A 24982-nucleotide genomic window follows, 5' to 3' on the forward strand; every position below is an offset into this window, starting at 1 on the left:
GACCCGCATTCCGCGCCGGAGAACGCCGCAGTACGCCGGAGAACCTCGCATGCCGGGCTACGGCAAGTCCGCTTGACTGCCGAGATCGCGTCCGGACAGGCTATGGGCACCCCCTATCCGAACCTTTACGTCCCCGCTGGGCCGTCGGGAGCCGGCCGGTGACATCGGGACGAGAAGGCTCGCCGCTGCCCGGAGGCGTTCTGTGTGTGCCGAGGTGAACCCCGGTCCCGACAACTCGCGCACCTCTGAGGCGGGCGCCGGGTGGGTCTGCCGGAAACCGGGGACCTTCAACGAGCTGCTTCCCGAGCGCGTCACCGATTTCTCCTGGCGCCGCCCGAGGGTGCTGTGGCGGTCCCGCAACGACGTCCTCGCGAGCCTGTTCGGCGACCCCTCGAACGCGATCCGCCGCCGCTGCGTCGCCGCGCTGCGCGAGCGGGGGACGCCGGCGGCGTTCACCGTCCACCGCACGGAGCCGGAGTTCTCGTTCGCCCTGCTCGGCGACACCGGCGAGGGCGACCGGTCGCAGTACGCGGTCGTCCCGCCGCTGCTGCACGCCGCCGCCGGCACCGACTTCATGATCATCGCCAGCGATGTGATCTACCCGGCGGGGGACGCGGACCAGTACCCGGGCAAGTTCTTCCGCCCCTACACGGACTATCCGGCCCCCATCTACGCAGTCCCGGGCAACCACGACTGGTACGACGGACTGCGCGGTTTCCTCCACGTCTTCTGCGACCTGGACGCGGACTGCTCGCCGCCCCCGTGGCGCGGTCCCCTCTCGTTCCTGCCGCGCCTGCTCTGGCGCGACCCGGGCGAGGTCGACTCGGGCACGCTCGGCGAGGCCCGCCGGCGGTACAGGGGCGCGCCCGGCCAGCAGGCCGTACAGCCCGGACCGTACTGGGCGATCGACACGCCCTCGCTGCGCATCATCGGCATCGACACCGGAATCACGGGCACCGTCGACCGCGGCCAGGGCCGCTGGCTGCGAGAGGTGTCCGCCGGTCCGAAACCCAAGCTGCTCGTGACCGGAAAACCGCTGTACGTGGACGACGAGCACCGTCCCGGCAAGATCCAGGGCGGCGGGACCGTCGACGAGATCGTCCGGGACCCCGCGCACAACTATGTGGCGGCGATCGGCGGCGACATCCACAACTACCAGCGCTACCCGCTCACGACCGTCGACGGGCGGACGATCCAGTACATCGTCGCCGGCGGCGGAGGCGCGTTCATGCACGCGACCCACACGATCCCCCGGACGCGCGTGGTGGAGGAGGACCGGTTCCGCTGCTACCCGCTGCGCGGCGACTCCCTCTCCCGCTACAGCAAGCTGTACGGCCGGTGGCTGCACCTGCCCCGGTTCTTCGAACTCACCCCCGAGGAGGCCACGGCCGCCGTCCGGCACCGGCTGGGCATCAGGCCGGGCCGCGGCTACAAGAGCCCCGAGCCGTCCTTCCGGGCCCGGCTCGTCGCATCGTTGCTGGGCGTTCCGCGCGGCGACCGGCACCGCCCCCGGATGCTGCGCGTCCCCGTGCACAAACTGCCGCAGCGCTTCCGCTCGGAACTGGCGGACTGGGACGACCCGCCGTTCTTCAAGAGCTTCCTGCGCCTGGACGTGACGGAGTCGCGGCTGCGGATCCGCTGCTACGCGGCCACGGGCTGCGGCGACCACGAGGCGACCCCGCCCTGCGAGGACGAAGTCACCGTTCCCTTGAGCAGTTCCCTTGGCGTCGGGCCCTAGGGCTGGACGCGATCGCGATGCCTCGGGTCGTTGCGGGGACGGGGTGGTGGCCGGGGTCGGCGCGTTGGAGAATCCACCAGAAATGCCGTCAAAGGTGGCGAACCTGGCCCACGACGTGCATGAACGCCGTTACAGTCGTTGATCAACCAGACGGGTGACCGGTTCGGGCGGTCGGCCGGAGTTCGACCGCGTCCACAGGAGAAGCAACTCAATGAGCTATCCCCAGCAGGGTCAGGGCCAGCCACAACAGCAGCAGGCCTACCAGGGCGCCTACGCGCCCGCCCAGCAGCAGCAGGGCCCAGTCGCCGTCGGTGCCGGCGCGAACATGAAGCGCCGCAACCCGGTCGGCGCCTGGCTCGGCCTGCCCATCATCACCTTCGGGATCTACGGCCTCGTGTGGTTCTTCAAGGTCCACAACGAGCTGCACGAGTACGACCGCCGCATCGACAACGCCGCAGTGAACGCGCTGCTGTCCATGCTCTTCGGCGCGATCACCCTCGGCATCTGGCCCCTGATCATGTGGGTCAAGCTCGGCGGCCGCATCGCCGGGGCCCAGCGCGCCGCCGGGCTGCCCGCCAGCTGCAGCGGCGGCATGGGCTTCCTGCTCGGCATCCTCGGCTTCGGCGTCCTGTACTACCAGATCCAGCTCAACAAGGTCGCCGACCGCTACGGCGACACCCCCGCGGGCCAGCAGGTCTCCCTGGTCGCGTGATGCGCTAGGGGCCACGGCCCTGGCCCCGTACAAGACCCGCACCGGACCCCTCCGCCATCACCCGTCGCGGAGGGGTCTTCGCGTGCGCCCCGAGGTGGGAACTGTCGGTGGCCGGGGCCAGAATCGGCGGTGTGAGGATCGCGGTGGCGGTGGGGGCGCGGGGCGGGGGAGTGCTGCGGCCGCTCGGTGAGGACGGGACGCCCGCCGGGCCGGTCGAGGTCGTCCCCGATCTGGTGGCGGCGGTCGCCGAGCGGGAGGAGGCCGAGGCGCCGCGGTGGGTCTGGTCCTCGACGGCGCGGATCCATCCCCGGCTGCTGGACGCGGGCGTGCGGGTGGCGCGGTGCCACGATCTGGAGCTGGTCGAGAGCCTTCTGCTCGGTCACGCGGGACGGTACGGGGAGCCGCGCTCCGTCCAGGCGGCGTGGGCGCGGTCGCGCGGGGAGCCGGTGCCCGCGGACCGGCCGCCGCATGAGGAGGCGGCGCAGGCGTCGCTGTTCGACGACGACGGCGAAGGGGAGGAACCCGCCGACGACATCGACCAGGTCGTCGCGGTACACGCGGAGCAGCAGCGCACCATCGCCGCGCTCGGGACCGGAGCTCGTGGTTCGAACGGCGGCAGGCCGGGGGCCGGGCGGCGTTTCGCGCTGCTCGCGGCGGCGGAGTCGGCCGGGTCGCTGGTGGCGGCCGAGATGCGCCACGACGGGCTGCCGTGGTCGGCGCAGGTGCACGACGCGCTCCTCACCGAGCTGCTCGGGCCGCGTCCCTCCGGCGGGCTCCGGCCCCGCAGGCTTCAGGACCTCGCCGACCGGATCAGCGCGGCGTTCGGGCCGCGCGTGCACGTCAACCCCGACTCCCCGGCGCAGATTCTGAAGGCCTTCGCGGCGGCGGGGCTGCCGATCCCGTCGACGCGCGCGCACGTCCTCAAACGGCTCGACCACCCGGCGGTGCCGCTGCTGCTGGAGTACAAGGAGCTGGCGCGCCTGCACACCGCGCACGGCTGGACGTGGCTGGACACCTGGGTGAGCGAGGGACGGTTCCGCCCCGAGTACGTGGTCGGCGGCGTGGTGTCCGGCAGGTGGGCGACGAGCGGCGGGGGCGCCCTGCAGATCCCGCGCATCCTGCGGAAGGCCGTCGTCGCCGATCCCGGCTGGTCGCTGGTCGTCGCGGACGCGGCCCAGCTCGAACCCCGCGTGCTGGCCGCGCTGGCGGGCGACAGGGCGTTCACCGACGCGGCGGCCCACGGTGACCTTTACGAGGCCCTCGCCGACGCCTTCCGCGCCGACGAGAGGCCGAGCGGAGCTCGTCGGTTGGATGGTGGCGGGCGGGGGCTGGATGCGCGGGACAAGGCGAAGCTGGCGCTGCTGTCCGCCATGTACGGAGGTGGGACGGGTGAGGCGGTGCAGCTCCTCGCCGTTCTGAAGAACCGGTTCCCGGACGCGTTCGAATACGTGGAGGCCGCCGCGCGGGCGGGGGAGCGCGGGAGCCTCGTCCGGTCCCGGCTCGGCCGCACCTGCCCGCCGCCGTCGGCGGGCTGGCGGGAGCTGACCTCGGCGGGCGACGACGACGCGCCGGAGTCGCGGCAGGGCACGGCCGCGCAGGCGCTGCGGAGCCGGGGCCGCTTCACCCGCAACTTCGTCGTCCAGGCCACCGCCGCCGACTGGGCGCTCGCCCTCCTCGGCTCCCTCCGCCGCCGCCTCATGGCGCTGCACGCTCCGCGGCTGGTGTTCTTCCAGCATGACGAGGTCATCGTGCACACGCCCGCCGAGTTGGCCGGGGACGTCGCCGCCGCCGTCCACGCCTCGGCGGACGAGGCGCGGCGGCTGCTGTTCGGCGACACCCCGGTCGTGTTCCCCATGGAGGTCGCGGTGGTGGACCGCTACGCCGACGCCAAGTAGTCCGCGAGGGCGCGGATGGTGTTGGCGGCGGCGAAGGCCTGCCCCCGGGCGTTGAGGTGCAGCTGGTCGCCGCAGTAGATGCCGGGGTCGGCGGCGGCCGGATGGTCGTACGGGTTGACGACGTGGCAGGCGCCGTGTTCGGCGGCGACGTCGGCGGCCAGGGCGTTCAGCCGCCGGGTCCGGGACGACATGACCTCCCGGTAGCGGGCGGGGCCGAGGCCGGCGACGGTGATGTCCAGGAGGCCGATCGTGACGACGTCCGCCCCGGCGGCGCGGAACGCGGAGACCATGCCGGCCAGTTCGTGCCGGACCTCCTCCGCGTCGAAGTGCGGGCGGAGCATGTCGTTGCCGCCGCCCACGACGACGGCCAGGTCGGGGCCGAACGCGAGTGCCGGCTTCAGCTGCTCGGCCGCGATCTGCGCGGCGACGAGGTCCCGGCGGCCGAGGTTGAGGGCGGTGAAGCCGGGCGTCACGGCGGCGAGGGCCTCTTCGACCCGGTCGGCCCACGACATGTCGCGGTAGCCGGGCACGGGCTCGCGGACGCCTTCGGCGACGCTGTCGCCGATCGTCACCATGCGGGTCCAGGGCGCGCCGGCCAGCAGCGCGGCGGCCTCGGCGGCGGGCAGGACGGCCGGGTCCGTCCATTCGGACAGGGTCGTCTCGGTCATGTCGTCTCCCATCAGGACGTGGTGCGCCGGAGCGTCAGCGGCAGCCCCGCGAGGCCCGCTCCGGCGGCGGCGAGTGTGCAGAACAGGTAGATGGCGGTGTAGTCGCCGTGGGCGGCCTGGCCGGGCAGCATCGCGGCGAGGACGGCGATGCCGAGCGCGCCGCCGAGCTGGCGCGCCGTCGTGTTGAGGCCGGTGGCGCCGGCGAACCGCTGCGGGTCGACCGACAGCGCGGCGGCGGACGCGGTGCCGGTGGTGAGCATCCCCATGCCCGTTCCGACCAGCAGCCCGATGGGGAGCCAGAACGTGAGGAAGTGCGGCTCCGGCGGGAGGGACGCGACCGCCCAGGTCCCGGAGACGACCATGACGAGCGCGCCTCCCGTGACGGCGGGCCGGACGCCGATGCGGCCGGTCAGCCGGCCCATGGTGATCGCGGCCGCCGTGGCGGTGAGCGCCCCGGGCGTCGAGGCGAGGCCCGCCTTGAGGATCGAGTAGTCCCACTCGGCGGTGAGGTAGAGGACGCCGAGCAGCAGCCACGAGTACAGGGCCGTCCCGTACAGGAACGAGGCGGCGTTGGCGAGGGCGAACCGGCGGCTGCGCCACAGCGAGATCTCCAGCGCGGGCACCGGGTGCCGCGCCGACCGCATCAGTGCCGCGGCGACCATGGCCGCGCCGCCGATCAGCAGGGCGAGCGTGCGGGCGTCCGTCCAGGCCCAGTCGCGGGTCTGGGTGACGCCGAGCGCGACGCCGCCGACGCCGCCGCCGAGCAGGACCGTGCCGAGCAGGTCGGGTAGCCGGCCCCGGCCGGTCTCGGTGCGGGGGAGGCGCAGTGCGCCGAGCAGCATGGCCAGGCCGAACGGCACGTTGATGATGAACAGCGACCGCCAGCCGAACTGGTCGACGAGGACGCCGCCGAGGCTGGGGCCGATGGCGGCGGCGAACGCGCCCGCCGCGCTCCACAGCCCGATGGCGCCGGCGCGCCGCGCTGCGGGCGTGTCGCGCAGCAGCAGTGCCAGGGACGCGGGGATCATCGCGGCCGCCGCGGCGCCCTGCACGCCGCGCGTCGCCAGCAGGACGGGCACGTTCGGCGCGACCGCGCAGCCCAGGGAGGCCAGCGTGAACAGCCCGACGCCCCACAGGTACAGGGTCCGCCGGCCGACGAGGTCGGCGAGCCGCCCGGCGGGGGCGAGCAGCGCGGCGAACAGCACCGCGTACAGGGTGATCACCCAGGTCAGCCCGGACAGCGAGGTGCCCGGGAAGTCGGTGCGCAGGTCGGGGACGGCCAGGTTGGCGACGGTCGCGTCGAGCATCGCCAGGAACGTCGCCCCGGCGGCGAGCCAGGGCACGTCGCGCCGTGCGCCGGCGCCTGCGGTGGCGGGCGGCGCCGCGGTGGTCTCGGCGGTCATGGGCGGGCCTCCAGAAAATTAAACGAACGGTCGTACACTCTTCTATGGACGCTCCTCCCGTCAAGGGCCTGGAAACGTTGACTTTGTACGAACGATCGTGCAGATTATTGACCGTGAGCACCGACGGACGGCTTCTCAAGGGTGAGCAGACGCGCAGGGCCATCCTGTGCCGTGCCGCCGACATCGCGTCCGCGGAAGGCCTGGAGGGCCTGTCGATCGGCCGGCTCGCCACCGAGCTGGAGATCAGCAAGAGCGGCGTTTTCACGCACTTCGGCTCCAAGGAGGAGCTGCAGCTCGCGACCGTCCGCAAGGCCGTCGACATCTACCGCGAGCACGTCGTCGAGCCCGCCCTCGCCGTCCCCAAGGGCCTCGGCCGCGTCCGTGCGATGCTGGACGCCTGGCAGCGCTACCAGCGCGAACCCGTCTTCCCCGGCGGTTGCTTCTTCCACTCCACGATGGCCGAGTTCGACGCCCGCCCAGGCCGCGTCCGCGACGCCATCGCCTCCTCGCAGCGCGACTGGCGCGACTTCATGGAGCGCTGCCTGCGCGACGCGCGGGACCGAGGCGAGATCGACGCGTCCGCCGACGTCGCCCAGCTCGCGTTCGAACTGGACGCCGTCTGCCGCACCGGCTCTGCCCACGCGCTCCTGCACGACGACCCGACCTTCTATGATCGCGCCGCCCGCGCCATGAGCACCCGCCTGGCCGCCGTGACGACCCCCGCCTGAACACCATCGCGGGATCCGCGACGGAAACGCGAAGCGCGGCGGGGCCGGGCCCCACCGCGCTCCGTGCGGGAACGCTCAGCCGGAGGCCGTGTACGACGGCCGGCTGTTGAGGGTCTCGACGTCGGAGAACGACGTCTTGCGGTAGGCGCCGGTGATGGTGTTCAGCTCACCCGGCGCCAGGACGTCCTCGATGGCGTCGAAGCCCTGCGGGGCGCGTTCGCTGACGGTCTGCAGGATGCGGTCGGCGGGCATGTCGCGGCAGGCCAGCACGATGGAGTTGACCGGGTCGCGGCGTTCCCGCTCGTAGGCGAGCAGCGCCTCGGCCGGGTCGCCTGACCGGGCCAGCTCGTGCGCCAGGACACGGGCGTCGAGGACGGCCTGCGATCCGCCGTTGGAGCCGATCGGGTACATCGGGTGGGCCGCGTCGCCGAGCAGTGTCACGCGGCCGGACGTCCAGCGGTCCAGCGGATCCCGGTCGACCATCGGGTACTCCAGGATCTCCGCCGAGCCCGCCAGCAGCGCCGGGACGTCGAGCCAGTCGAACTTCCAGTCCGCGAAGTAGGGAAGCACGTCCTCCAGGCGGCCCGTCCGGTTCCAGTCGGCGGTGCGGTCTCGCCGGTCGTCGGTGAGCCTGACCTCCGCCACCCAGTTCAGCAGCGCCCTGCCCCGCCGCTCGGCGCGCATCGAGATGGGGTACACGACCATCTTGGACGCGGCGTTGCTGCCCGCGATGGCCAGGGTCCGCCCGCTCAGGAACGGCTCGCCCTCGGTGACGCCGCGCCACATCCTGATGCCGTTCCACAGCGGCGCCGACTCGCCCGGGTTGAGCTGCGCGCGGACGGCGGAGTGCAGGCCGTCCGCGCCGACCAGCACGTCGGCCGTGACGGTGCCGGCGGTACCGGACGCCCGGTCGAGCAGCCGCGCGCGAACCTCCGCCGCCCCGCCCGGCTCGCCGTCCTGCTCGAAGCCCTCGAAGACGGTTCCGGTGCGGACGGCGTCCTCGCCGAGCCGCGCCACGACGGCGTCCAGCAGCATCATCTGCAGTTCACCGCGGTGAATCGAGTACTGCGGCCAGTGGTAGCCGAGCGCGCGTCCCCGCGGCTCCCCCCAGATCCGGCCGCCGTAGCGGTCGAAGTGCACCGTCTCCGCGGTGGGGATGCCGATCTCGGCCAGTTCGTCGCCGAATCCCAGCTCGGTGAGCTCCCGGACGGCGTGCGGGAGCAGGTTGATGCCGACGCCGAGCGGCCGCAGCCGGACGGCGGAGTCGACGACGAGCGCCTCGACACCGGCCTCGTGCAGGCTCAACGCGGTGGTGAGCCCGCCGATCCCCGCACCCACGATGAGTACGCGCATGAATCGCCCTCCCGTTCGTTCCCGGGCAGGGCGGGGCCGGTATGGTGGCGGCCCCGCCCGCCCCGGTCTTGTTGTCGCCGCCGTTCAGGCGGCCGTCTTCAGCGGGCCGGTTTCGTGCCCGAGCCCGCGCCGGACTTCTTCGCGGTCTTCGTCCCGGCCGCCTCCGGCTCGTCCGCGGGCCTGGAGCCGGCGGGCGCCGCGCCGGGCACCTTCGCGCCGCCGCGGACCAGCCGGCCGACCTCGGCGCGGAGCTGGACGAACTCCGGAAGGCCCCGGGTGTCGATCTGGTCGCGGACGGAGGGCAGCCCGACGGTCAGGTCGGCGTGCACCCGGGCCGGTGAGCGGTTCAGTACGATCACCCGGTCGCCGACGTAGACGCTCTCGTCGATGTCGTGCGTGACCAGCAGGATCGTCATCTTCTGGGTGCGGTGCACCTCGAGGACGAGGTCCTCCAGGTCCTCCCGGGTCTGCGCGTCCACGGAGCCGAACGGCTCGTCCATCAGCATCAGCGAGGGACGGTACGCCAGCGCCCGCGCGATCGACACGCGCTGCTGCATGCCGCCGGACAGCTGCCACGGGTACTTGCGCCCCGCGTCGTGGAGGCCCACCGACTCCAGGGCCTCCTCCGCCGCGGCGCGCCGCTCCGAGCGGGACTTCCCGCGCCGCCGCAGCGGCAGCGCGACGTTGTCGCGGACGGTCAGCCAGGGGAACAGCGAGCGGCTGTAGTCCTGGAACACCACCGCGAGGTCGTCGGGCACGCCGTTGATCGGCTTCCCGTCCAGCGTCAGTCTCCCGCCGGTCGGGCTGATCAGCCCGGCGATGCAGCGCAGCAGGGTGGACTTGCCGCAGCCGGACGGGCCGACGATGCTGACCATCTGCCCGTCCGGGACGGTGAGGTCGAGGCCGTCGAGGGCCAGGTGGCCGTCGGCGTAGGAGTGCGTGAGGCCGGTTATCTGGAGCATCACGGCCGCCTTTTCTGTGTGTACGTCGTCAGGGTCAGCATGGGGGCACCGGTCAGTTCGCGAGCCGCTGCGCGCCGATGTGCCAGGCCAGCAGGCGGCGTTCGAGGAGCATGAAGACGGCGTTGAACACGAAGCCGAGGATGCCCAGCATGACGATGCCGGCCCACATCCGGGGCAGCTCGAACGAGCGCTGGGCGCCGATGAGCTCGGAGCCGATGCCCGCCGTGCTGCCGAACAGCTCGGAGATGACCATGAGGATCAGCGCGAACGACAGCGCCACCCGCAGTCCCGCGAAGATCTTCGGTGCCGCCGCCGGGAGGACGATGGTCAGCAGCCGGCGCAGCCGGCCGACCCCGAACACCCGGGCCGTCTCCAGTTGCAGGGACTCCACGGTGCGGACGCCGTCGCAGGTGTTGAGCAGCACCGGCCACACGACGCCGAACGCGATCGTGACGATCTGCATGGTCGCGCCGAGCTGGAACACGATGATGAAGAACGGCAGCAGCGTCGGCGGCGGCACCGCGCGCAGGAACTCCAGCACCGGGGTCAGCATGTCGTACATGGCCTGCGACCGCCCGACCGCCGCCCCGATCACGACGCCGGCGGCGCCCGCGGCGGCCCAGCCGATGAACAGGTGGGTCAGGCTGGTGGAGAAGTCGTCCGTGGCGTTGTCCGTGAGGAACAACCGGGACGCCGGGCCGGAGAACCACAGCTCGTGCAGGGCTTCGACGATTTTGGTGGGCGGGGGGAAGTAGCTCTCGTCCACCGCGCGGGTGATCAGCTCCCACAGCACGAGGAAGATGACGACCAGCCAGGCGCGCTCGGCGAACCCGCGCAGCGCTTTCAGGGCTTTCATGCCTGCTCCTTGCGGGGAGGCGACTCCCCGTCCCCTCGGTTCGCTCCGCTCATGCGATCCCCTCCACGCGGGCCGCGTGCCAGCGGAAGGCAATCCGTTCGAGCCCGAGAAGCCCCATGTTGGCCAGCAGCCCGAGGACGCCGGCCCAGACGGCCCCGGCCAGCAGCAGGTCGGTGCGGCCGCCTCCGGCCTGGGTGGAGCTGAGATAGATTCCCACGCCGTTGACCCCGCCGGCCAGCAGCTCGGTGCTGACCACGACGATGAGGGCGACGGACGCGGCGATCCGGACGCCGGTCGTGATGAACGGGGCGGCGCTCGGCAGCGAGACGCGCCACAGCACCGACGGCGTCCCGAACCCGAAGGCGCGCAGGCTGTCCTTGGCGACCGGGTCGACGTCGCGGAGCGCGTACAAAGTGTTGATCAAGATCGGCCACAGGCAGGCGTAGAAGATCAGTGACATCTTCATCTGCGTGGGGTCGGCGAACAGGATGATGGCGAGCGGAATCAGCGCGACCGAGGGGATGGGGCGGAGCAGTTCGACCAGGGCGCGGGCGGCGGTGCCCAGCAGCGGGACCGAGCCGAGCAGGACGCCCAGCGGTACCGCCACGAGCACCGCCAGCGCGAGCCCGCCGAACCACGCCTTGAGCGTGGCCCCGACGTCGGCGAGGAACTCCCCGTCGACGCCGAGTTTCGCGGCCTCCCACAGAACGGTCGACGCCGGGGGCAGGGCGGACGCGTCGATGAGGCCCAGACGGCTCACGGCCTCGACGACGGCGACCACCCCGGCTACCCCGGCGGCGCCGAAAGCGATACGGCGAAAATTCATGCGGCGGAGGTGGCGATGAAGTTCTTGACGTCGATCTTCTCTTCCACGTAGCCGAACTGGAGCATCACGTCCGCCACGCGCTGGAGACGCGTCGCGTTCAGCGTGGTCGGGAAGGAGCCGTAGCTCATCGTCGAGGCGACCTTGGCGTCGATGCCCTTGGCGTAGGTCGGCAGGATGTCCTGCACGAGCTTGCGGTCGGCCGCCATGCCCTGGGCCTTCTGGAGCGCGCGCTGGAAGGCGGCGGTCGTCTTCGGGTTCTTCTTGATGAACTCGTCTGTGGCGGCGTAGCCGGCGATCGGGAAGTCGGCGGTCGGGCCGCTGGACAGGTCGGCGACCATGCGCGCGCCGATCGACTGCTGCATCTGGGTGCCGAACGGCTCGATCGCCTGGACGGCCTCGACGCTCTCGGACTTCAGGGCCTGCTCCATGGCGGGCGGGGCGACCTCGACGAAGTTCTTGTCCTCGTCGAACTCGACGCCCTTGGGCTTGGCGGCGGCGCGGACCATCAGCGTGCTGATGTTGCGGCGGGTGTTGACGCCGATCTTCTTGCCCTTGAGGTCCTCGATCGTCTGGTACGGGGAGTCCTTGCGCACCATCAGCGTGTGGGTCTTCGGGGCGCCCTGGAAACCCTCGGCGACGATCCTCGGCTTGAAGTCGGGCTGCTTGACCCCGGCGGTGAGCAGCGAGACGTAGTTGCCGAAGCTGAAGTCCAGCCGGCCGCTCTTCAGCAGCGGGATGCCGGCGGCGCCGCCCTGGATGACCTGCGTCTTCACCGTCAGGCCCTCGGCCTTGAACAGGCCCTTCTGGATGGCGATCTGAACCGGCGCGGTGTCGGCGATGGTCATCGTGCCGAGGGTGATCTCGGACTTCTCCAGGCCGTTCGCCGAGGTGTTCTCCTCGGAGCCGCCGCAGGCGGCTCCGGAGAGCGCGAGCGCGATGGCGAGTGCGCCGCCGATGACTGTGCGGCGGTGGGAAGCAGACATGAACAACGCTCCATTTGCGGGGGAAGCTGGTTGAAAGCTGATCTTTCAACGAGCCGGGAGCGTAGCGCACCGGGCCCGCGCCATGGGGGAGATGCCAGCTTTACGTGCACTTATGTGAACATACGTGAACAAGCTGTGACATTCGCATCTTCTGCATCACAAGTCTAGACCTGTGTGATCATTCGGGTTGGCCATGATGGTTGCTCTGTGTTGCAATGTTCCGCGCTTGCCCACAGTGGTGCGGGCAGGCGACGCGACCCGGATCTCGTTCAGGGTCACTGTGCGCCGCGAGCGATCGACCCATTGAGAGGTAGCGGAGGGCAGTGCGGAAAGCCGAAGGGGCCGAGATGGCCCCGCAGTCCCGTCAGCCAGGCCCGTCTGCCAGTGAAGACGCCCCCAAGCGAGGCTTCCTGGGAGGCCGGTTCAAGCTGCGCAACTGGCGCGTGCGGACGCGCCTGTTCGCCCTCATCGCGGTGCCCACGATCGTGGCCGCACTCCTTGCGGGCTACCGCGTCCAGGTGTCCATGGACGACGCCGACGCCTTCCGCCGGACGGGCGAGATGGCTACGCTCGGTAAGGAACTGACTGCGCTCGCGCATGAAGTGGAGAACGAGCGCGACGCCATGGCAGGCCGGGCCGCCGGCGGCCAGCGAGCCATCGACGCCGATGATCTCAAGGCGCGCCAGGAGGCGGTGGACGCCGCCGCGCGCAAGGTGCAGGACGCGGCCGCCGACGTCGAGGTCAACTCGCCCGGCCTGGAGCTGGCGCTCGGCAACGTCCTCGACCGGGTCAGCGACCTGCCCGCACTGCGGGCCCTGTCCGCGCGCCTCGCGCCCGGCCCGATCATCGACAAGTACGGCGAGTTCATCGACGATTTCAGCAGCTACCACCTGCTGGTCTCGCAGGACGCCCCGACGCCCGAACTCGCGCAGAGCGCACTGGCGCTCGCCGACCTTGCGGGCGCCAAGGAGGCCGCGTCCCGCGAACGGGCCATCATCGGCGCGGCCCTCTGGGAGGCGCGCTTCTCACCGCTCGACCGCGCCGAGGTCGACGACGCCCGCGCCGACCTGAACACCAGCGTCCAGGCGTTCCGCAGCTCGGCCACGGCGGGCCAGCTGCAGCTCTTCGAGGACACCGTCACCGGCCCCGAGCTGGACCGCGCGGAGGTCACCAGGCTTCGGACGCTCGCCGTCGCCGACGCGACCCCGGGCCTGCGGGTCAGGCTCGGCAACGGCGTCGCCCGCAACTGGACGTCCGACTCGAGCGCCCGGATCAACAAGCTGCGGACGGTCGAGCAGAACATCGCCGCCGAACTCGCGGACGCGGCCAACGACGCGAAGTCCGACGCGCAGACCAACGCGTTCCGCGACGCGGCGCTGCTGTTCCTCATCCTCGCGATCGTCCTGGTGACCGTCATCCTCGTGGCCCGCTCGCTGGTGCGGCCGCTGCTGCGGCTGCAGTCCGGGGCGCTGGACGTGGCCGGCACCCGGCTGCCCGGCCTGGTCGACCGGCTCCGCGACCCGGAGGCCGCCGCGGGCGGCATCGAGGTGGAGCCGATCGAGATCGACTCCACCGACGAGATCGGCCAGGTCGCGCGGGCGTTCGACGAGGTCCACCGCGAGGCGGTGCGGCTGGCGGCCGACGAGGCCGTCCTGCGCGGCAACATCAACGCGATGTTCGTCAACCTCTCCCGCCGCAGCCAGTCCCTGATCGAGCGCCAGCTGCGCCTGATCGAGGAGCTGGAGCAGAGCGAGCGCGACGAGGAGCAGCTCGGGAACCTGTTCCGGCTCGACCACCTCGCCACCCGCATGCGCCGCAACTGCGAGAACCTCCTCGTCCTCGGCGGACAGGAGCAGGTGCGCCGGTGGAACCAGGCGGTCCCGCTGATCGACGTCGTCCGCGCGTCGCTGTCCGAGGTCGAGCAGTACGAGCGGGTCGCGCTGCGGGTTCAGGGCGACATGACCGTCGCCGGCCCCGTCGTCAACGACCTCGTCCACCTGCTGGCCGAGCTGATCGAGAACGCGACGGTCTTCTCGTCCGAGCACACGAAGGTGACCGTCTCCGGCCAGATGCTGAGCGGCGGCGGCTCCATGCTGCAGATCACCGACAACGGCGTCGGGATGTCGGCGGACGAGCTGGAGCAGGCCAACTGGCGGCTGGCGAACCCGCCCGTCATCGACTTCTCCGCGGCCCGCCGCATGGGCCTGTTCGTGGTCGGCCGCCTGGCCGTCCGGCACGGGGTCCGGGTCGAGCTGCGCGCCGCGCAGGGCGGCGGCCTCACCGCGTTCGTGGTGCTGCCCGACGCGGTGATCACACCCGGCGAGTCCGGCCCGATCGGCACCCGCGGCCTCGGCCCGCGCGAGACCGACGGCCAGCAGCTCGCCGCGCTCACCACCGCCGCGGAGCCGCCCGCCATCGGCTCCGGTGGCGCGTTCCGGCAGGACGACTACGGGCCCGCCGGCGTTCCCGGCGGCGGGACCGGCTCCCACCCGATGGTCGGCGGCACCGGTCCGCTGCGGTCCCTGCGCGGCGCCACCGGTCCCCAGCCGGCCATGAACGAGACCGGCCCGATCCCCGCAGCCGGCACCGGCGCCCACGCCGCGTTCCCGAACACCGGCCCGCTGCCCGCCGTCTCGCGCGGCGAGCAGGGGCCGCCCGGCGACGACCCGTACCAGCCCGGCGACCAGCAGCCGCCGCGCAGGCCCGGCGAGCTGCCCATCCGCCGGCCGGGCGCGCAGCTGCCGGGACGCCCGGCCGACGACGGCCAGTCCAACGGCCTCTTCCAGCCGCGCAGCGAGCGCTCGCAGGACGGCGGCGCCGGAAGCAACGGCGCCTACCGCCCGGGCGGCCCCCAGTCGGTCGTGCCCGAGGCCCAGCCGATGGTGCCCGAGCCCGGCGCGCCGCGGCACATCCCGTGGGAGACCGGACCGCTGGAGCAGGTCAGCGGAGACGCCGGGCAGGCACCGCCGGACCCGTACGGGGACGGCTCGCCCACCGGAGGCACGCACCGGCCGGGCGGAGCCCGGTGGGACACCGGCGAAATGCCGGCGCCGCGCCCGGGCGCGATGGCCACGCCGCACCCGCCGGAGGAACCGGTTCCGGGGCCGCGCGTCCCCGAACCGCCCATGCCGGCGGCGCAGGCCCCGCCGGTGCAGCCACCGCCCGAGCCGAAGATGCCGCCGCGGGTACCCGAGCGTTCGCCCATCTTCGACGCGATGCAATCGGAGTGGTTCATGCGGAGGTCGGGAGAGAACTCGGGGGAGGACCCCGTGCGGGGCTGGGAGTCCCCGGCGGACGCGGGCTTCCGCGCGGCCGAGGCCGCCCGCGAGCCCATCGCCACGTCGCGCACCAGCGTCGGCCTGCCCAAGCGGGTGCCGGGCAAGAACCGGGTGCCGGGGGCGGTCGGCCGCGCGGCTCCGGCCGGGAACGCGCAGGCCGGGGCGGCTCCCGCGCCGGGCCAGGCATTGCCTCAGGGGCCTGCTCAGGGGCAGGCTGTGCAGGGCCGGCCGGCGCCGGGCGCTCAGGGACCGGGCCAGCAGCAGGGACACGGCCAGACGGCCGACGTCGTACGCAACCGCTTCGCGAGCCTGCAGCGCGGCGTCCATCGGGGACGCCACGAGGCTCGTGGTGCAGGCACGTCAGGTGAGGCGCCGTCACAGGGTGACGGCGAGACAGGAGGCACCCGGTGAGCGGGCAGGATCTCAACTGGTTGGTGACGAACTTCGCGGACCGTGTCGCGAAGGTCGCGCACGCCGTCGTGGTCTCCTCGGACGGATTGCCGATGGCGTACTCGTCGGGCTTCCCGCCCGAGCGTGCGGACCAGCTTTCGGCGATCGCCTCGGGGTTGATGAGCCTGACCCAGGGCGCGGCGAAGATCTTCGACGCGGGCGGGGTGAACCAGACCGTCGTCGAGATGGACCGCGGCCTGCTGTTCGTGATGTCCATCACGAACGGGTCGGTGTTCGCGGTCCTCGCGGCGCCGGACTGTGACCTCGGGCTCGTCGCGTACGAGATGACGCTGCTGGTGGAGCGGGTGGGCCGGGTGCTGACGCCCGCGCTGCGCGCGCAGGAACAGCAGCCTCCGTACTCGGGGCCTCCGGTGACGGAGATGGGCGCCGGCCCCGCCCGCTATTGACCGTGACTGACTCTGACGGAGGTCGGCGACATGGATCGAGGCAGCTTCGGAGGCAGTCCCGGGGTCCCCGGGCGCTGGCCGGGTGATCAGGGGAGGGTTCCGGCCCAGGGACGCCCCCCCGAACGGCCCGAGGGCGACGGCAGCTCGCTGGTGCGCCCGTACGCCGTGACCGGCGGGCGGACCAAGCCGCGCTACGACCTGGCCATCGAGGCCCTGGTCACCGCGGCTCCCTACCCGCCGCGGGACGTGGCCGTGCTGACCCCGGAGTACCGGGCGATCATGGACCTGTGCCGTTCGGCCCGCTCGGTGGCCGAGGTCTCGGCCCTCCTGCGCCTGCCGCTGGGGGTGGCGCGGGTGCTCGTCGCCGACATGGCCGTCGAAGGGCTGCTGCGGCTGCACCAGTCCCAGCCCGCCACCACCGCCGGCGGACAGCCGGACCTCCGCTTGCTAGAAAGGGTGCTCAGTGGCCTTCGGAAGCTCTGACCAGGTTCCGGTCCCGGGGCCGCACGGCGGAGAGGCCGAGCTGACCTCGGTCAAGATCGTCGTCGGCGGCGGGTTCGGTGTCGGCAAGACCACCTTCGTCGGTTCGGTGTCGGAGATCATGCCGCTCACCACCGAGGCCGTGATGACCGCGGCCAGCGCCGACGTGGACGACCTGTCGGCCGTGCCCGACAAGACGACCACCACGGTCGCGATGGACTTCGGCCGCGTGTCGCTCGACAGCGAGCTGATCCTCTACCTGTTCGGCACGCCCGGGCAGCACCGCTTCTGGTTCATGTGGGACGACCTGGTCCGCGGCGCGATCGGCGCCGTCGTGCTGGTCGACACCCGCCGGCTTGAGGACTGCTTCGCCGCGGTGGACTACTTCGAGGAGCTCGGCCTGCCGTTCGTGGTGGGCGTCAACGGGTTCCACGGCGAGTTCCAGTACGCCGTCGACGACATCCGCGACGCCCTGTCGATCAGCGCGCACGTGCCGATCGTCCAGTGCGACGCGCGGAGCCGCGAGTCGACGAAGCAGGTGCTGATCATGCTGGTCCAGCACGCGATGTCGGTGCACGCCACGCCCTCCGCGGGGGCGTCCGCGCCGCCCGCCGCGCCCGGCGGCCAGTTGGGCAGCGCGTCGCCCAGCTGGACCTGACGCCCAGCTGGACCTGACATCTGCGTGAGGTTCAGCCGGCCGGGCCGGGTCCGGCCATCGCGTCCTCCACGGTCGCGACGACGGGGATCCGGCGGTGGAGGCCGGTTATCTCCAGGGTGCGGCGGATGAGAGGGCGGGGGGCGGCGAGGGTGAGGCTGCCGCCGGCCGCCGTGGTGGCCTTGTAGCAGGCGACGATGACCGAGAGGCCGCCGGAGTCCATGAACTCCAGGTCGGCGAGGTCGAGGACCAGATGCTCGCCGTGTTCGCGGCGGGCGTCGCTCAGCTGCCTGTGCAGGTCGTCCGAGCAGGCGATATCGAGTTCTCCGCGCAGCCGCACGACGGCGCGTCCGCCGTGTGGCCGCGTGGTCACTTCCAGGAGCGGCACGCGGGGTTCTCCTCGTGTCTGCACTCATTCGTCCGGCGAATGGTTTCCATACGACAACTATCGCCGAGGACGGCCCGCCTGCCAAACGCGGCGCGCGACGGGGGTGTGCGTGATCAAGCCGGGTCATAGGGTGCTGTCGGACGCCATGCCCGACCCCATGTAGGAGAAGGACCCCAGGTGAGTTCCCCCCGGCTGCCGGATCATCTCGAAGTGCTGCTCACCGAGGAGCCCGTGCTGGACGTGTACGCGTACGGGCCCTGGCGCGTCCCCGACGGCCTGGTCGAGGAGATGCGCGAACGCGCCGTGGAGTACAACCGGGACCCCCGCGCGGTGGTGCTGACGCGGCAGCTCAGCGACTTCTACGGGGGCGACACCAGTGCGGCGGGTGCCGAGCAGTGGTCGCTGCTGACGTTCCTGCTCGGCGCGTCGGCGGTCCGCGGCGGGTCGCGGGGAGACGTGGACTACGAGCTCCTGTCGGCGTTCCTCGCGACGCCCGAGTCCGCCGTCCAGGACCCGCTGGCGTGGTTCACGCAGGGCGGGCGGTGGCGTCCGCCGGGCCTGTGGCTGCCCGAACCGGCCGGGAACGACCGCGAACGGCGCACGGTGATGTTCGAGCTGGCCCGCGCGGGGCTGGACGTCTTCGAGGGGCTGGAGCCGGTGGAGCGGCGCAGGCGGGCCCTGATGGCGCTGTTCGACCGGCGCGCCGCCGATCCGGAGCTGCGCGAGGTGGACATGAGCGTCCCCAACGCGCGGCTGGAGGAGGCGTGGGCCGCCGGGCTGACCGACGGGGAACTGGCCGTCCTGCCCGAGCTGGCGGGGCCGGTCGGATATCTGGGATGGGCGTGCGCCGGGCTGGACACCGCGCATGAGCGCCTGGCCGGGGCCGTCGCGGACGGGGACGAGCCCGACGTCGCTCTCGCCCGGCTGCTGCTGGCGGCCGAGGCGACGGTCGTCCCGGCGGAGCTGGCGGTGGTGCTGGGGACGGCCCGCTACGAGAACCTGGAGGAGCGGTTCCGCGCGGCGCGTGAGGGCTTCTCCGTCGAGGCGTGGCAGCAGGACGTGCGTGCGTGGCTGGCCAGGGGACTGGTCGCGGGGGAGGCCGACGCGGCCCGCGCGTGGCTGGACATGGCCGTGCGCATCACGGGCGCGGTGCAGGGGTTGCCGGAGTCGCCGGTCAGCCCGCGGTGCCGTGTGCCCGTCCGGCCGTTCCAGGCCGATCTGCGGCGGCTGTTCACCGCGCGGCGGGTCGTCAACACGCTCGGCGCCACTCTGGGCGCCGCCCGCAACGGCGGGGAGACCGCGCAGACGCGTCCCCGGCGGGACGACGTCGAGGGGGACGCGCTGGTCGGGCAGCCGGAGCTGTCCGGGGTGCTCCGGGACGCGGTGACGGCGCGGCTGGCCGGTGAGCGGCCCGTCCGGCTGCTGATCGCCGGCCCGGAGGGCACCGGCAAGGGCACCGCCGCCGAGGTCGTGGAGCGCCGGCTCGCCGAGGGCGGCGCGGTCCGCGAGGCGATGTGGATCTCCGATCAGGTGTTCGCGTCGCTGGGGGTGAGCGACGCCGTCCTGTGGCTGCAGTCCCGCGTCCGGGACTGCCTGGAGGCCCGGATGCTCCTGGTGGTGGACGACCTGGAGAAACTCGCCGCGCACGAGCGGTGCGGTGCCGCCGCCGCGGAGGAGCTGCGGCGGCTCATGGCCCGCTCGCCGTCGCTCAGCGTCGTCGCGCTGTGCCGTCCCGGCGGCGACCGGCGGCTGTTCGACGCCAACCCGGCGCTCGTCCGGGCGTTCGACGTGGCCCGCACGCGGGACTTCGCCGAGGACGACTTCGCGGAACTGTTCACCCTGGCCGTCGTGCGGCGCGGCGCGCACGTCGAACCGGAGGTGGCCGCGACCGCCGCCGGCATGCTGCGCCGTACCCCGCCGCTGCTGAACCTGCGCGGTGCGCGGCTGGTGGAGCACATGGCGGGCGAGGCCGTCGAGGCGGCGGCCCGGCGCGCTGGCGAGGAGGCAGGGCGCGCCGGCGAGGAGGCCGGGCGGCCGGACGCCGCCGCACCGGCCGGCCCCCCGGAGGTCACGGCGGAGGACCTGCCGCAGCGGCTTGTCCCGGGCCGCTCCGCCGGCACCGACCCGCTCGCCGAACTGGCCGCGTGCGCCGGCATCGAGTCCGCCAAGCGGGAGGTGGACGCACTGGTCGCCGAGGCCAGGGCCGCGCGGCTGCGCCGCGAGGCGGGCATGACGGCGAGGGCCCGGCCCCGGCACCTGGTGTTCATCGGGAACCCCGGCACCGGCAAGAGCAAGGTCGCGGGAATCCTCGGCCGGCTCTACGCCGACCTCGGCGTGCTGTCGTCCGGGCACCTGGTCGAGGTGGAGCGCGCCGACCTGCTCGGCGAGTACGCGAGCGAGAGCGTCCTGCGGGTCCGCCGGGCGGTGGAGCAGGCCCACGGCGGTGTCCTGGTCGTCCGCGACGCGCACGCCCTGGTGTCGGCCGCCGCGGACGCGGCGCGGGGACGCGAGGTCCTGGACGTGCTGCTCACCGGCGTCCAGGCGCACCCCGAGGACCTCGTCGTGGTGCTGACCGGCCCGGAGGCGGAGCTGAACGGGCTGCTGAAGTCGCATCCCGACCTGGCCGCGCACTTCCCCCGCACCGTCCGGTTCCCCGACCTCACCGAGGACGAGCTGGTCGAGGTGTTCGCCGCCAAGGCCGCCGACTCGGGGTTCGAGCTGGCGCCGGGAGTGCTGGAGAAGGTCCGCGAGCTGGCCGAGGCGGCGCCGCGCGAACGCGGGTTCGGCAACGCCCGCGCGATGATCCACCTGCTCGACCGCGCGGTGGCGATGCAGGGCCGGCGCGTCCTGGCCGACGGCATCGTCGACGAGACCGAGTCGCTGGACGAGATCCTGCTGGAGGACGTCCCCGGCACGCTCACCCGCGGCCGCGACGACGTCCCCGGCGACCCGCTCGCCGAGATCGACCGGCTGATCGGCCTGGCCGACATCAAGCGGGAGGTGTCGTCGCTGGTCGCCGAGGTCCGCGCCGAGCAGCTGCGGCGCGACGCCAAGCTGTCCCCGGCGTCCCCGTCCCGGCACATGGTGTTCATGGGCAACCCGGGCACGGCCAAGACGACGATCGCCCGGCTGATCGCCGCCGTGTACGCGCGGCTCGGGCTGCTGTCGTCCGGCCACCTGGTGGAGGTGACCCGCGCCGACCTCGTCGCCGAGTTCATCGGGCAGACCGCGCCACGGGTGCGGGGCGCGGTCGAGCGCGCCCTCGGCGGCGTGCTGTTCGTGGACGAGGCGTACGCGCTGTCGTCCTCGGGCGGCGACCGGCGCGACTTCGGCCATGAGGCGATCGCCGAGCTGCTGCGGCTGATGGAGGAGCACCGCGGCGACCTGGTCGTCATCGTCGCCGGGTACGACGCCGAGATGGAGGGGTTCCTGAAGGCCAACCCGGGGCTCAAGTCCCGGTTCCCGAAGGTGCTGCGCTTCCCCGACTACTCGGGCGACGAGCTCGTCACGATCTTCGAGTTCATGGCGGCGGAGGCCGGGTTCGTGCTCGCGCCCGGCACCGTCGACGCGGTCCGCGGCCTGGTCGCCGCGCAGCCGCGGGGCTCCTCGTTCGGCAACGCGAGGCTCGTCCGCAACCTGCTGGAGGCGGCGATCTCCCGGCAGGCGCGGCGCATCACCGCGCAGGACGACGAGGAACCGGGAGGCGTCGAGGCCGCCGAGGTGGGGACGCTCCGCCCGGAGGACCTCCCCGACGCCCCCGCGCCCGAACGCGGAGGCATCGGCTTCGGCGCCTACCTCTGACCTGCCCGTGTTCAGTCGGCCCGTGTCCGGCCCGCCTGCGTGTGCGCGTCGCCGTTGCCGTAGGCGGCGGCCTGGAGGGAGTACAGGTCGGCGTACAGGCCGCCCCGGGCCATCAGGGAGGCGTGGTCGCCCTCCTCGATGACCGTGCCGTGCTCCAGGACGTAGATGCGGTCGGCGTAGCGGACGCTGGCGAGCCGGTGCGTGATGAGCAGGACGGTCCGGCCGTCGGCGTGCGTGCGGATCCGCTCGAACAGCTGGTGCTCGGCCCGCGCGTCGAGGGCGGCGGTCGGCTCGTCGCAGATCAGCAGCGGCGCGTCGCGGAAGAAGCCGCGGGCGACGGCGAGGCGCTGCCACTGGCCGCCCGACAGTTCCGCGCCGCCCTTGAACCGGCGGTCCAGCAGCGTGCCGTATCCGCGGGCGAGGCCGCCGACGACCTCGTCCGCCCCGGCGGCGCGGGCGGCGGCGAGCATCGCCGGGTCTTCGCCGTCGGTCTCGGCGTGCTCGCGGCCGCGTCCCATGGTGATGTTCTGCCGGGCGGTCATCGGCCAGTGCGTGTACTTCTGCGCGATGACGGCGACGCGTTCCCACACGTCGTCGGGCGCCACCTTCGTCAGCGGGACGTCGTCCCAGAAGACCTCGCCCGCGTCCGGGTCGTACAGGCCGGCCATGACTTTCGCGAGCGTCGTCTTGCCGGAACCGTTCTCGCCGACGAGCGCGACCACCTCGCCCTTGCGCAGCTCCAGTGAGATCCCGTTGAGGGACGGTGTATCCGCACCCGGGTAGGTGAACGTGACGTCGCGGACACGGATGCAGCCGAAGTGGTCGCCGAGGGGGATATGAGGGGCCGTGTCCCCCGGCGGCAAGGCGCGGCGGGGGATCCGCTTCTCCGCCTTCGCGCAGAACGACAGGTAGTCGCCGAAGTAGAGACCCTCCTCGTAGCACTGGTTGACCGCGAACACCAGGCTGGCCAGGGAGGACTGGCCCGACCGGATCGCCAGGACCGCCGTTCCCGCCACCGCCAGCGGCACCGCGCCCTTCCAGAGCATGAGCCCCAGCGCGATGTAGACGGCCGCCGTGGCGACGCCCTTCAGCATGTCCCCGGTGACCCGCGCGATGGTCTGCCTGCGGGCGAGGTCGAGTTCGACGGTCCGCTGGTGCGCGGCCTGCCGGTCGTACTGGTCGAGCAGGAACGTCCGCATCGTGAACGACCGCACCTCGGCTGCGTGCTCCCGCTCGACCATCAGGTCCGACAGGATCCACTTGCGGCGCGCGACCTCGACCAGGGTGAGCATCGTCAGGTACTGCATCCGCGCGCTGCGCACGGACGCCCAGCCCTCCGGGACGGCCGTCAGCAGAAGCAGCGGCAGAAGCAGCGGATGCAGCACACCGAGCGTCCCGGCCGCCGCGACCATCCCCACGGCGCCGGTGAGCACGTCCACCGCCTGCTGGACGACGCGTGGCGCCGACACCATGCCCCGGGTCTGTGCGCGTTGCAGCTCGTCCAGGAAGTCGGAGTCGTCGAGCGCGGCCAGGTGCACGGAGGTCGTCGCCTCGTACAGCCGGAGTTCGGCGAGCCGCCGGACCTGCGGCTCCAGCCGCGACTGCGACCACCCCGCGCATGCCTGCAGCCCGGCCCGCAGCGCCACCGCGCTCGCGACCAGCGCGAGCGAGGGCAGCGCGTCGCGGACCCGGTCGGGCGTCGGCCCGGCGCTGAACAGCGCGGTGAGCACGCCGGTCGTCGCCAGCAGCCAGAACGCCGTGAAGATCCCCGCGAGGAGGTTGAGGGAGACCGTCGCGACCGTGTCGGCCGGGCTCGCCCGCCAGGCCAGCCGCGCCGCCTGGACGATCACCGCGGGGAGGCGCCGCGCCACCGTGCCCAGGCCGGTCTCGGCGAGTTCCCCGTCCTTCGCGTGCCAGGTGTGCGCGGTCAGCTCCGGCAGATCGGGCGCCGGGCGGGCCTCGCGGCGGCGCCGGTCCGCCCTGCGGAGCCTGAATCGCCGGGAAGAACGCCGTCGTGTACCCATGCGCCGCCCTCCGCGCGTCCTGCGTGCCAAGGGCAGTGTGCGTCCTGAGGACGACGGTTTCCGCTTCATATGTCACATAGCGCGGTGATTTGGCCGTATGGACAATCATGCAGGAGAAGGACGCGGCGGACGCCCGGGAAGTCTAAGGTCTACGGCATGAACGACGGCTGGCCGGAAGGCCGGACACGCAAGGAGGGCGACCGCGTGGCCCGCAGCAGGCACCACTCCGTCCGGGCGGAGCATCACCAGCCCGCCTACGGGCGGGAAGCGTACGGCGATTCCTACGACCCGTACGACGACCCGCATGCCGGTGACCAGCTGCGCGGCGGAGCCCGTCACGGCCAGGGCGACCCCTACGGCGGCCCTCCGCCCCGGCGGCGGCGGCGCCGCGGTCGCGGCGGGCGGGTGTTCGGCGCCATCGTGGTCGTCCTGCTGCTGGTCCTCGCCGGCAGCTACTTCTACCTGGACTCGCGGCTGAAGCGCGAGGCGGTGCTCGTGGACTACCCGGGGCGCGTCGCCGACACGCCCGGGACGAACTGGCTGATCGTCGGCTCCGACAGCCGCGAGGGCCTGTCGAAGGCCGAGCAGCGCGAGCTCAGGACCGGCTTCGCCTCGGGGCGGCGCACCGACACGATGATGCTGCTGCACTACGGCTCCGGCGGGACGTCCATGATCAGCCTCCCGCGCGACTCCTACGTCCCGATCCCGGGCAAGGGCCGCAACAAGCTGAACGCGGCGTTCGCGTTCGGAGGCCCCAAGCTGCTGGTCCGGACCGTGGAAGAGGCCACCGGCCTCCGCATCGACCACTACGCCGAGATCGGCCTCGGCGGCTTCGTCGGTGTGGTGGACGCCATCGGCGGCGTGGAGATGTGCATCAAGGAGGACCTCAAGGACCCCAAGGCGGGGCTCGACCTCAAGGCCGGCTGCCAGACCCTGAACGGCGGCCAGGCGCTCGGATACGTGCGGACCCGCGCGTTCGCCCGCGCCGACCTCGAACGCGTCGAGAACCAGCGGCAGTTCTTCGCCGCGCTGATGAAGAAGGCGGCGAGCCCGGGGACGCTCCTCAACCCGTTCAAGAGCGTCCCGCTCGCGATGAACTCCACCAGCAACTTCCTGGTGGACGAGGGCGACCATCTGCACCACCTGGTCCGCATGATGTGGGCGATGAAGGGCGTCAGCGGCGAGGACGGCGTCACGACCACCGTCCCGATCGGCGGCAACGGCAGCGCGGCGGGCGTCGGCTCGTACATCACCTGGGACAAGGCCAAGGCGTCCAAGCTCTTCGAGGCGCTCAAGCAGGACCAGCCGATCCCGCAGGACGTCATCCAGAAGAAGTGACGGGGACCGGTTCCCGTCCGCTTGGTTAGAGTCGGGG

At 72.7% G+C, this 24982-nt stretch carries 19 protein-coding genes; 10 read left to right on the forward strand and 9 right to left on the reverse strand.

What is annotated here, in order from left to right:
• Window positions 1-202 precede the first annotated feature (202 nt).
• The 3 genes from ACGFIS_RS26100 (at window position 203) to ACGFIS_RS26110 (ending at window position 4345) form a co-directional block, all read left to right on the forward strand.
• Window positions 203-1738, forward strand: coding sequence for a metallophosphoesterase family protein (locus ACGFIS_RS26100; RefSeq protein ID WP_392898470.1), 1536 nt, complete (start codon window positions 203-205; stop codon window positions 1736-1738).
• Window positions 1739-1949: 211 nt separating this feature from the next.
• Window positions 1950-2450, forward strand: coding sequence for a DUF4234 domain-containing protein (locus ACGFIS_RS26105; RefSeq protein WP_392898468.1), 501 nt, complete (start codon window positions 1950-1952; stop codon window positions 2448-2450).
• 131 nt (window positions 2451-2581) lie between these two features.
• On the forward strand, window positions 2582-4345 hold the full coding sequence (locus tag ACGFIS_RS26110; protein WP_392898465.1) for a bifunctional 3'-5' exonuclease/DNA polymerase: 1764 nt from the start codon (window positions 2582-2584) through the stop codon (window positions 4343-4345).
• Here the strand turns inward: ACGFIS_RS26110 and ACGFIS_RS26115 are convergent.
• Entirely contained in the window at window positions 4327-5013 is a 687-nt protein-coding gene (locus tag ACGFIS_RS26115) for an SGNH/GDSL hydrolase family protein (RefSeq protein ID WP_392898463.1), read from the reverse strand. The genes ACGFIS_RS26110 and ACGFIS_RS26115 overlap by 19 nt on opposite strands.
• A gap of 11 nt (window positions 5014-5024) precedes the next feature.
• Entirely contained in the window at window positions 5025-6416 is a 1392-nt protein-coding gene (locus ACGFIS_RS26120) for an MFS transporter (protein WP_392898460.1), read from the reverse strand.
• 113 nt (window positions 6417-6529) lie between these two features.
• Here ACGFIS_RS26120 and ACGFIS_RS26125 point away from each other — a divergent pair, with 113 nt between their 5' ends.
• On the forward strand, window positions 6530-7144 hold the full coding sequence (locus ACGFIS_RS26125) for a TetR family transcriptional regulator C-terminal domain-containing protein (RefSeq protein WP_392898457.1): 615 nt from the start codon (window positions 6530-6532) through the stop codon (window positions 7142-7144).
• A 75-nt stretch (window positions 7145-7219) separates the two neighbouring features.
• Here ACGFIS_RS26125 and ACGFIS_RS26130 read toward each other — a convergent pair whose 3' ends face one another.
• The 5 genes from ACGFIS_RS26130 to ACGFIS_RS26150 form a co-directional block, all read right to left on the reverse strand.
• Window positions 7220-8497, reverse strand: a complete 1278-nt coding sequence (locus ACGFIS_RS26130; protein WP_392898454.1) for a flavin-dependent oxidoreductase — start codon at window positions 8495-8497, stop codon at window positions 7220-7222.
• Between the two features lie 98 nt (window positions 8498-8595).
• A complete protein-coding gene (locus ACGFIS_RS26135) occupies window positions 8596-9459 on the reverse strand; it encodes an ABC transporter ATP-binding protein (protein ID WP_392899573.1) in 864 nt (287 codons plus the stop codon).
• 52 nt (window positions 9460-9511) lie between these two features.
• Complete coding sequence (locus ACGFIS_RS26140; protein ID WP_392898451.1) at window positions 9512-10315, reverse strand: ABC transporter permease; 804 nt, start codon at window positions 10313-10315, stop codon at window positions 9512-9514.
• 49 nt (window positions 10316-10364) lie between these two features.
• A complete protein-coding gene (locus tag ACGFIS_RS26145) occupies window positions 10365-11141 on the reverse strand; it encodes an ABC transporter permease (RefSeq protein ID WP_392898449.1) in 777 nt (258 codons plus the stop codon).
• Window positions 11138-12124 (reverse strand): ABC transporter substrate-binding protein, encoded by a 987-nt coding sequence (locus tag ACGFIS_RS26150; protein ID WP_392898446.1) that lies wholly within the window; start codon window positions 12122-12124, stop codon window positions 11138-11140. Before ACGFIS_RS26150 ends, ACGFIS_RS26145 begins: the two co-directional genes overlap by 4 nt.
• Before the next feature lie 347 nt (window positions 12125-12471).
• On the opposite strand from ACGFIS_RS26150, the gene ACGFIS_RS26155 reads away from it, so the two are divergent.
• The 4 genes from ACGFIS_RS26155 to ACGFIS_RS26170 are packed head-to-tail and all read left to right on the forward strand — an operon-like array spanning window position 12472 to window position 17397.
• The gene (locus tag ACGFIS_RS26155) at window positions 12472-15813 is read left to right on the forward strand and encodes a nitrate- and nitrite sensing domain-containing protein (protein WP_392972865.1); all 3342 of its coding nucleotides are present in this window, start codon (window positions 12472-12474) and stop codon (window positions 15811-15813) included.
• On the forward strand, window positions 15810-16259 hold the full coding sequence (locus ACGFIS_RS26160) for a roadblock/LC7 domain-containing protein (RefSeq protein ID WP_358451981.1): 450 nt from the start codon (window positions 15810-15812) through the stop codon (window positions 16257-16259). The genes ACGFIS_RS26155 and ACGFIS_RS26160 overlap by 4 nt, the downstream gene beginning before the upstream one ends.
• 30 nt (window positions 16260-16289) lie before the next feature.
• The gene (locus ACGFIS_RS26165) at window positions 16290-16742 is read left to right on the forward strand and encodes a DUF742 domain-containing protein (RefSeq protein WP_392898442.1); all 453 of its coding nucleotides are present in this window, start codon (window positions 16290-16292) and stop codon (window positions 16740-16742) included.
• Window positions 16743-16782: 40 nt separating this feature from the next.
• Window positions 16783-17397 (forward strand): ATP/GTP-binding protein, encoded by a 615-nt coding sequence (locus ACGFIS_RS26170; RefSeq protein ID WP_392899570.1) that lies wholly within the window; start codon window positions 16783-16785, stop codon window positions 17395-17397.
• Window positions 17398-17428: 31 nt separating this feature from the next.
• On the opposite strand, the gene ACGFIS_RS26175 is transcribed toward ACGFIS_RS26170, so the two are convergent.
• Complete coding sequence (locus ACGFIS_RS26175; RefSeq protein ID WP_392898440.1) at window positions 17429-17782, reverse strand: STAS domain-containing protein; 354 nt, start codon at window positions 17780-17782, stop codon at window positions 17429-17431.
• A 177-nt stretch (window positions 17783-17959) separates the two neighbouring features.
• Between ACGFIS_RS26175 and ACGFIS_RS26180 the strand changes: the two genes are divergently transcribed.
• Window positions 17960-21583 (forward strand): AAA family ATPase, encoded by a 3624-nt coding sequence (locus ACGFIS_RS26180; protein WP_392898437.1) that lies wholly within the window; start codon window positions 17960-17962, stop codon window positions 21581-21583.
• 11 nt (window positions 21584-21594) lie between these two features.
• Here the strand turns inward: ACGFIS_RS26180 and ACGFIS_RS26185 are convergent, their stop codons facing one another.
• Window positions 21595-23607: an ABC transporter ATP-binding protein gene (locus ACGFIS_RS26185; RefSeq protein WP_392972867.1), complete on the reverse strand. Its 2013-nt coding sequence runs from the start codon at window positions 23605-23607 to the stop codon at window positions 21595-21597.
• 156 nt (window positions 23608-23763) lie between these two features.
• Here ACGFIS_RS26185 and ACGFIS_RS26190 point away from each other — a divergent pair, with 156 nt between their 5' ends.
• Window positions 23764-24945, forward strand: a complete 1182-nt coding sequence (locus ACGFIS_RS26190; protein ID WP_392898432.1) for an LCP family protein — start codon at window positions 23764-23766, stop codon at window positions 24943-24945.
• Window positions 24946-24982: the final 37 nt, after the last annotated feature.

This window comes from Spirillospora sp. NPDC048824 (assembly GCF_043198455.1).
Taxonomy (GTDB): domain Bacteria; phylum Actinomycetota; class Actinomycetes; order Streptosporangiales; family Streptosporangiaceae; genus Spirillospora.

Bases quoted from the DNA above. Each gene is read 5' to 3' on its own strand.
- ACGFIS_RS26105 (WP_392898468.1), top strand. From the start codon at position 1,950: ATGAGCTATCCCCAGCAGGGTCAGGGCCAGCCACAACAGCAGCAGGCC.
- ACGFIS_RS26115 (WP_392898463.1), bottom strand. From the start codon at position 5,013: ATGACCGAGACGACCCTGTCCGAATGGACGGACCCGGCCGTCCTGCCC.
- ACGFIS_RS26120 (WP_392898460.1), bottom strand. From the start codon at position 6,416: ATGACCGCCGAGACCACCGCGGCGCCGCCCGCCACCGCAGGCGCCGGC.
- ACGFIS_RS26130 (WP_392898454.1), bottom strand. From the start codon at position 8,497: ATGCGCGTACTCATCGTGGGTGCGGGGATCGGCGGGCTCACCACCGCG.
- ACGFIS_RS26135 (WP_392899573.1), bottom strand. From the start codon at position 9,459: ATGCTCCAGATAACCGGCCTCACGCACTCCTACGCCGACGGCCACCTG.
- ACGFIS_RS26140 (WP_392898451.1), bottom strand. From the start codon at position 10,315: ATGAAAGCCCTGAAAGCGCTGCGCGGGTTCGCCGAGCGCGCCTGGCTG.
- ACGFIS_RS26145 (WP_392898449.1), bottom strand. From the start codon at position 11,141: ATGAATTTTCGCCGTATCGCTTTCGGCGCCGCCGGGGTAGCCGGGGTG.
- ACGFIS_RS26150 (WP_392898446.1), bottom strand. From the start codon at position 12,124: ATGTCTGCTTCCCACCGCCGCACAGTCATCGGCGGCGCACTCGCCATC.
- ACGFIS_RS26155 (WP_392972865.1), top strand. From the start codon at position 12,472: ATGGCCCCGCAGTCCCGTCAGCCAGGCCCGTCTGCCAGTGAAGACGCC.
- ACGFIS_RS26165 (WP_392898442.1), top strand. From the start codon at position 16,290: ATGGATCGAGGCAGCTTCGGAGGCAGTCCCGGGGTCCCCGGGCGCTGG.
- ACGFIS_RS26185 (WP_392972867.1), bottom strand. From the start codon at position 23,607: ATGGGTACACGACGGCGTTCTTCCCGGCGATTCAGGCTCCGCAGGGCG.
- ACGFIS_RS26190 (WP_392898432.1), top strand. From the start codon at position 23,764: ATGAACGACGGCTGGCCGGAAGGCCGGACACGCAAGGAGGGCGACCGC.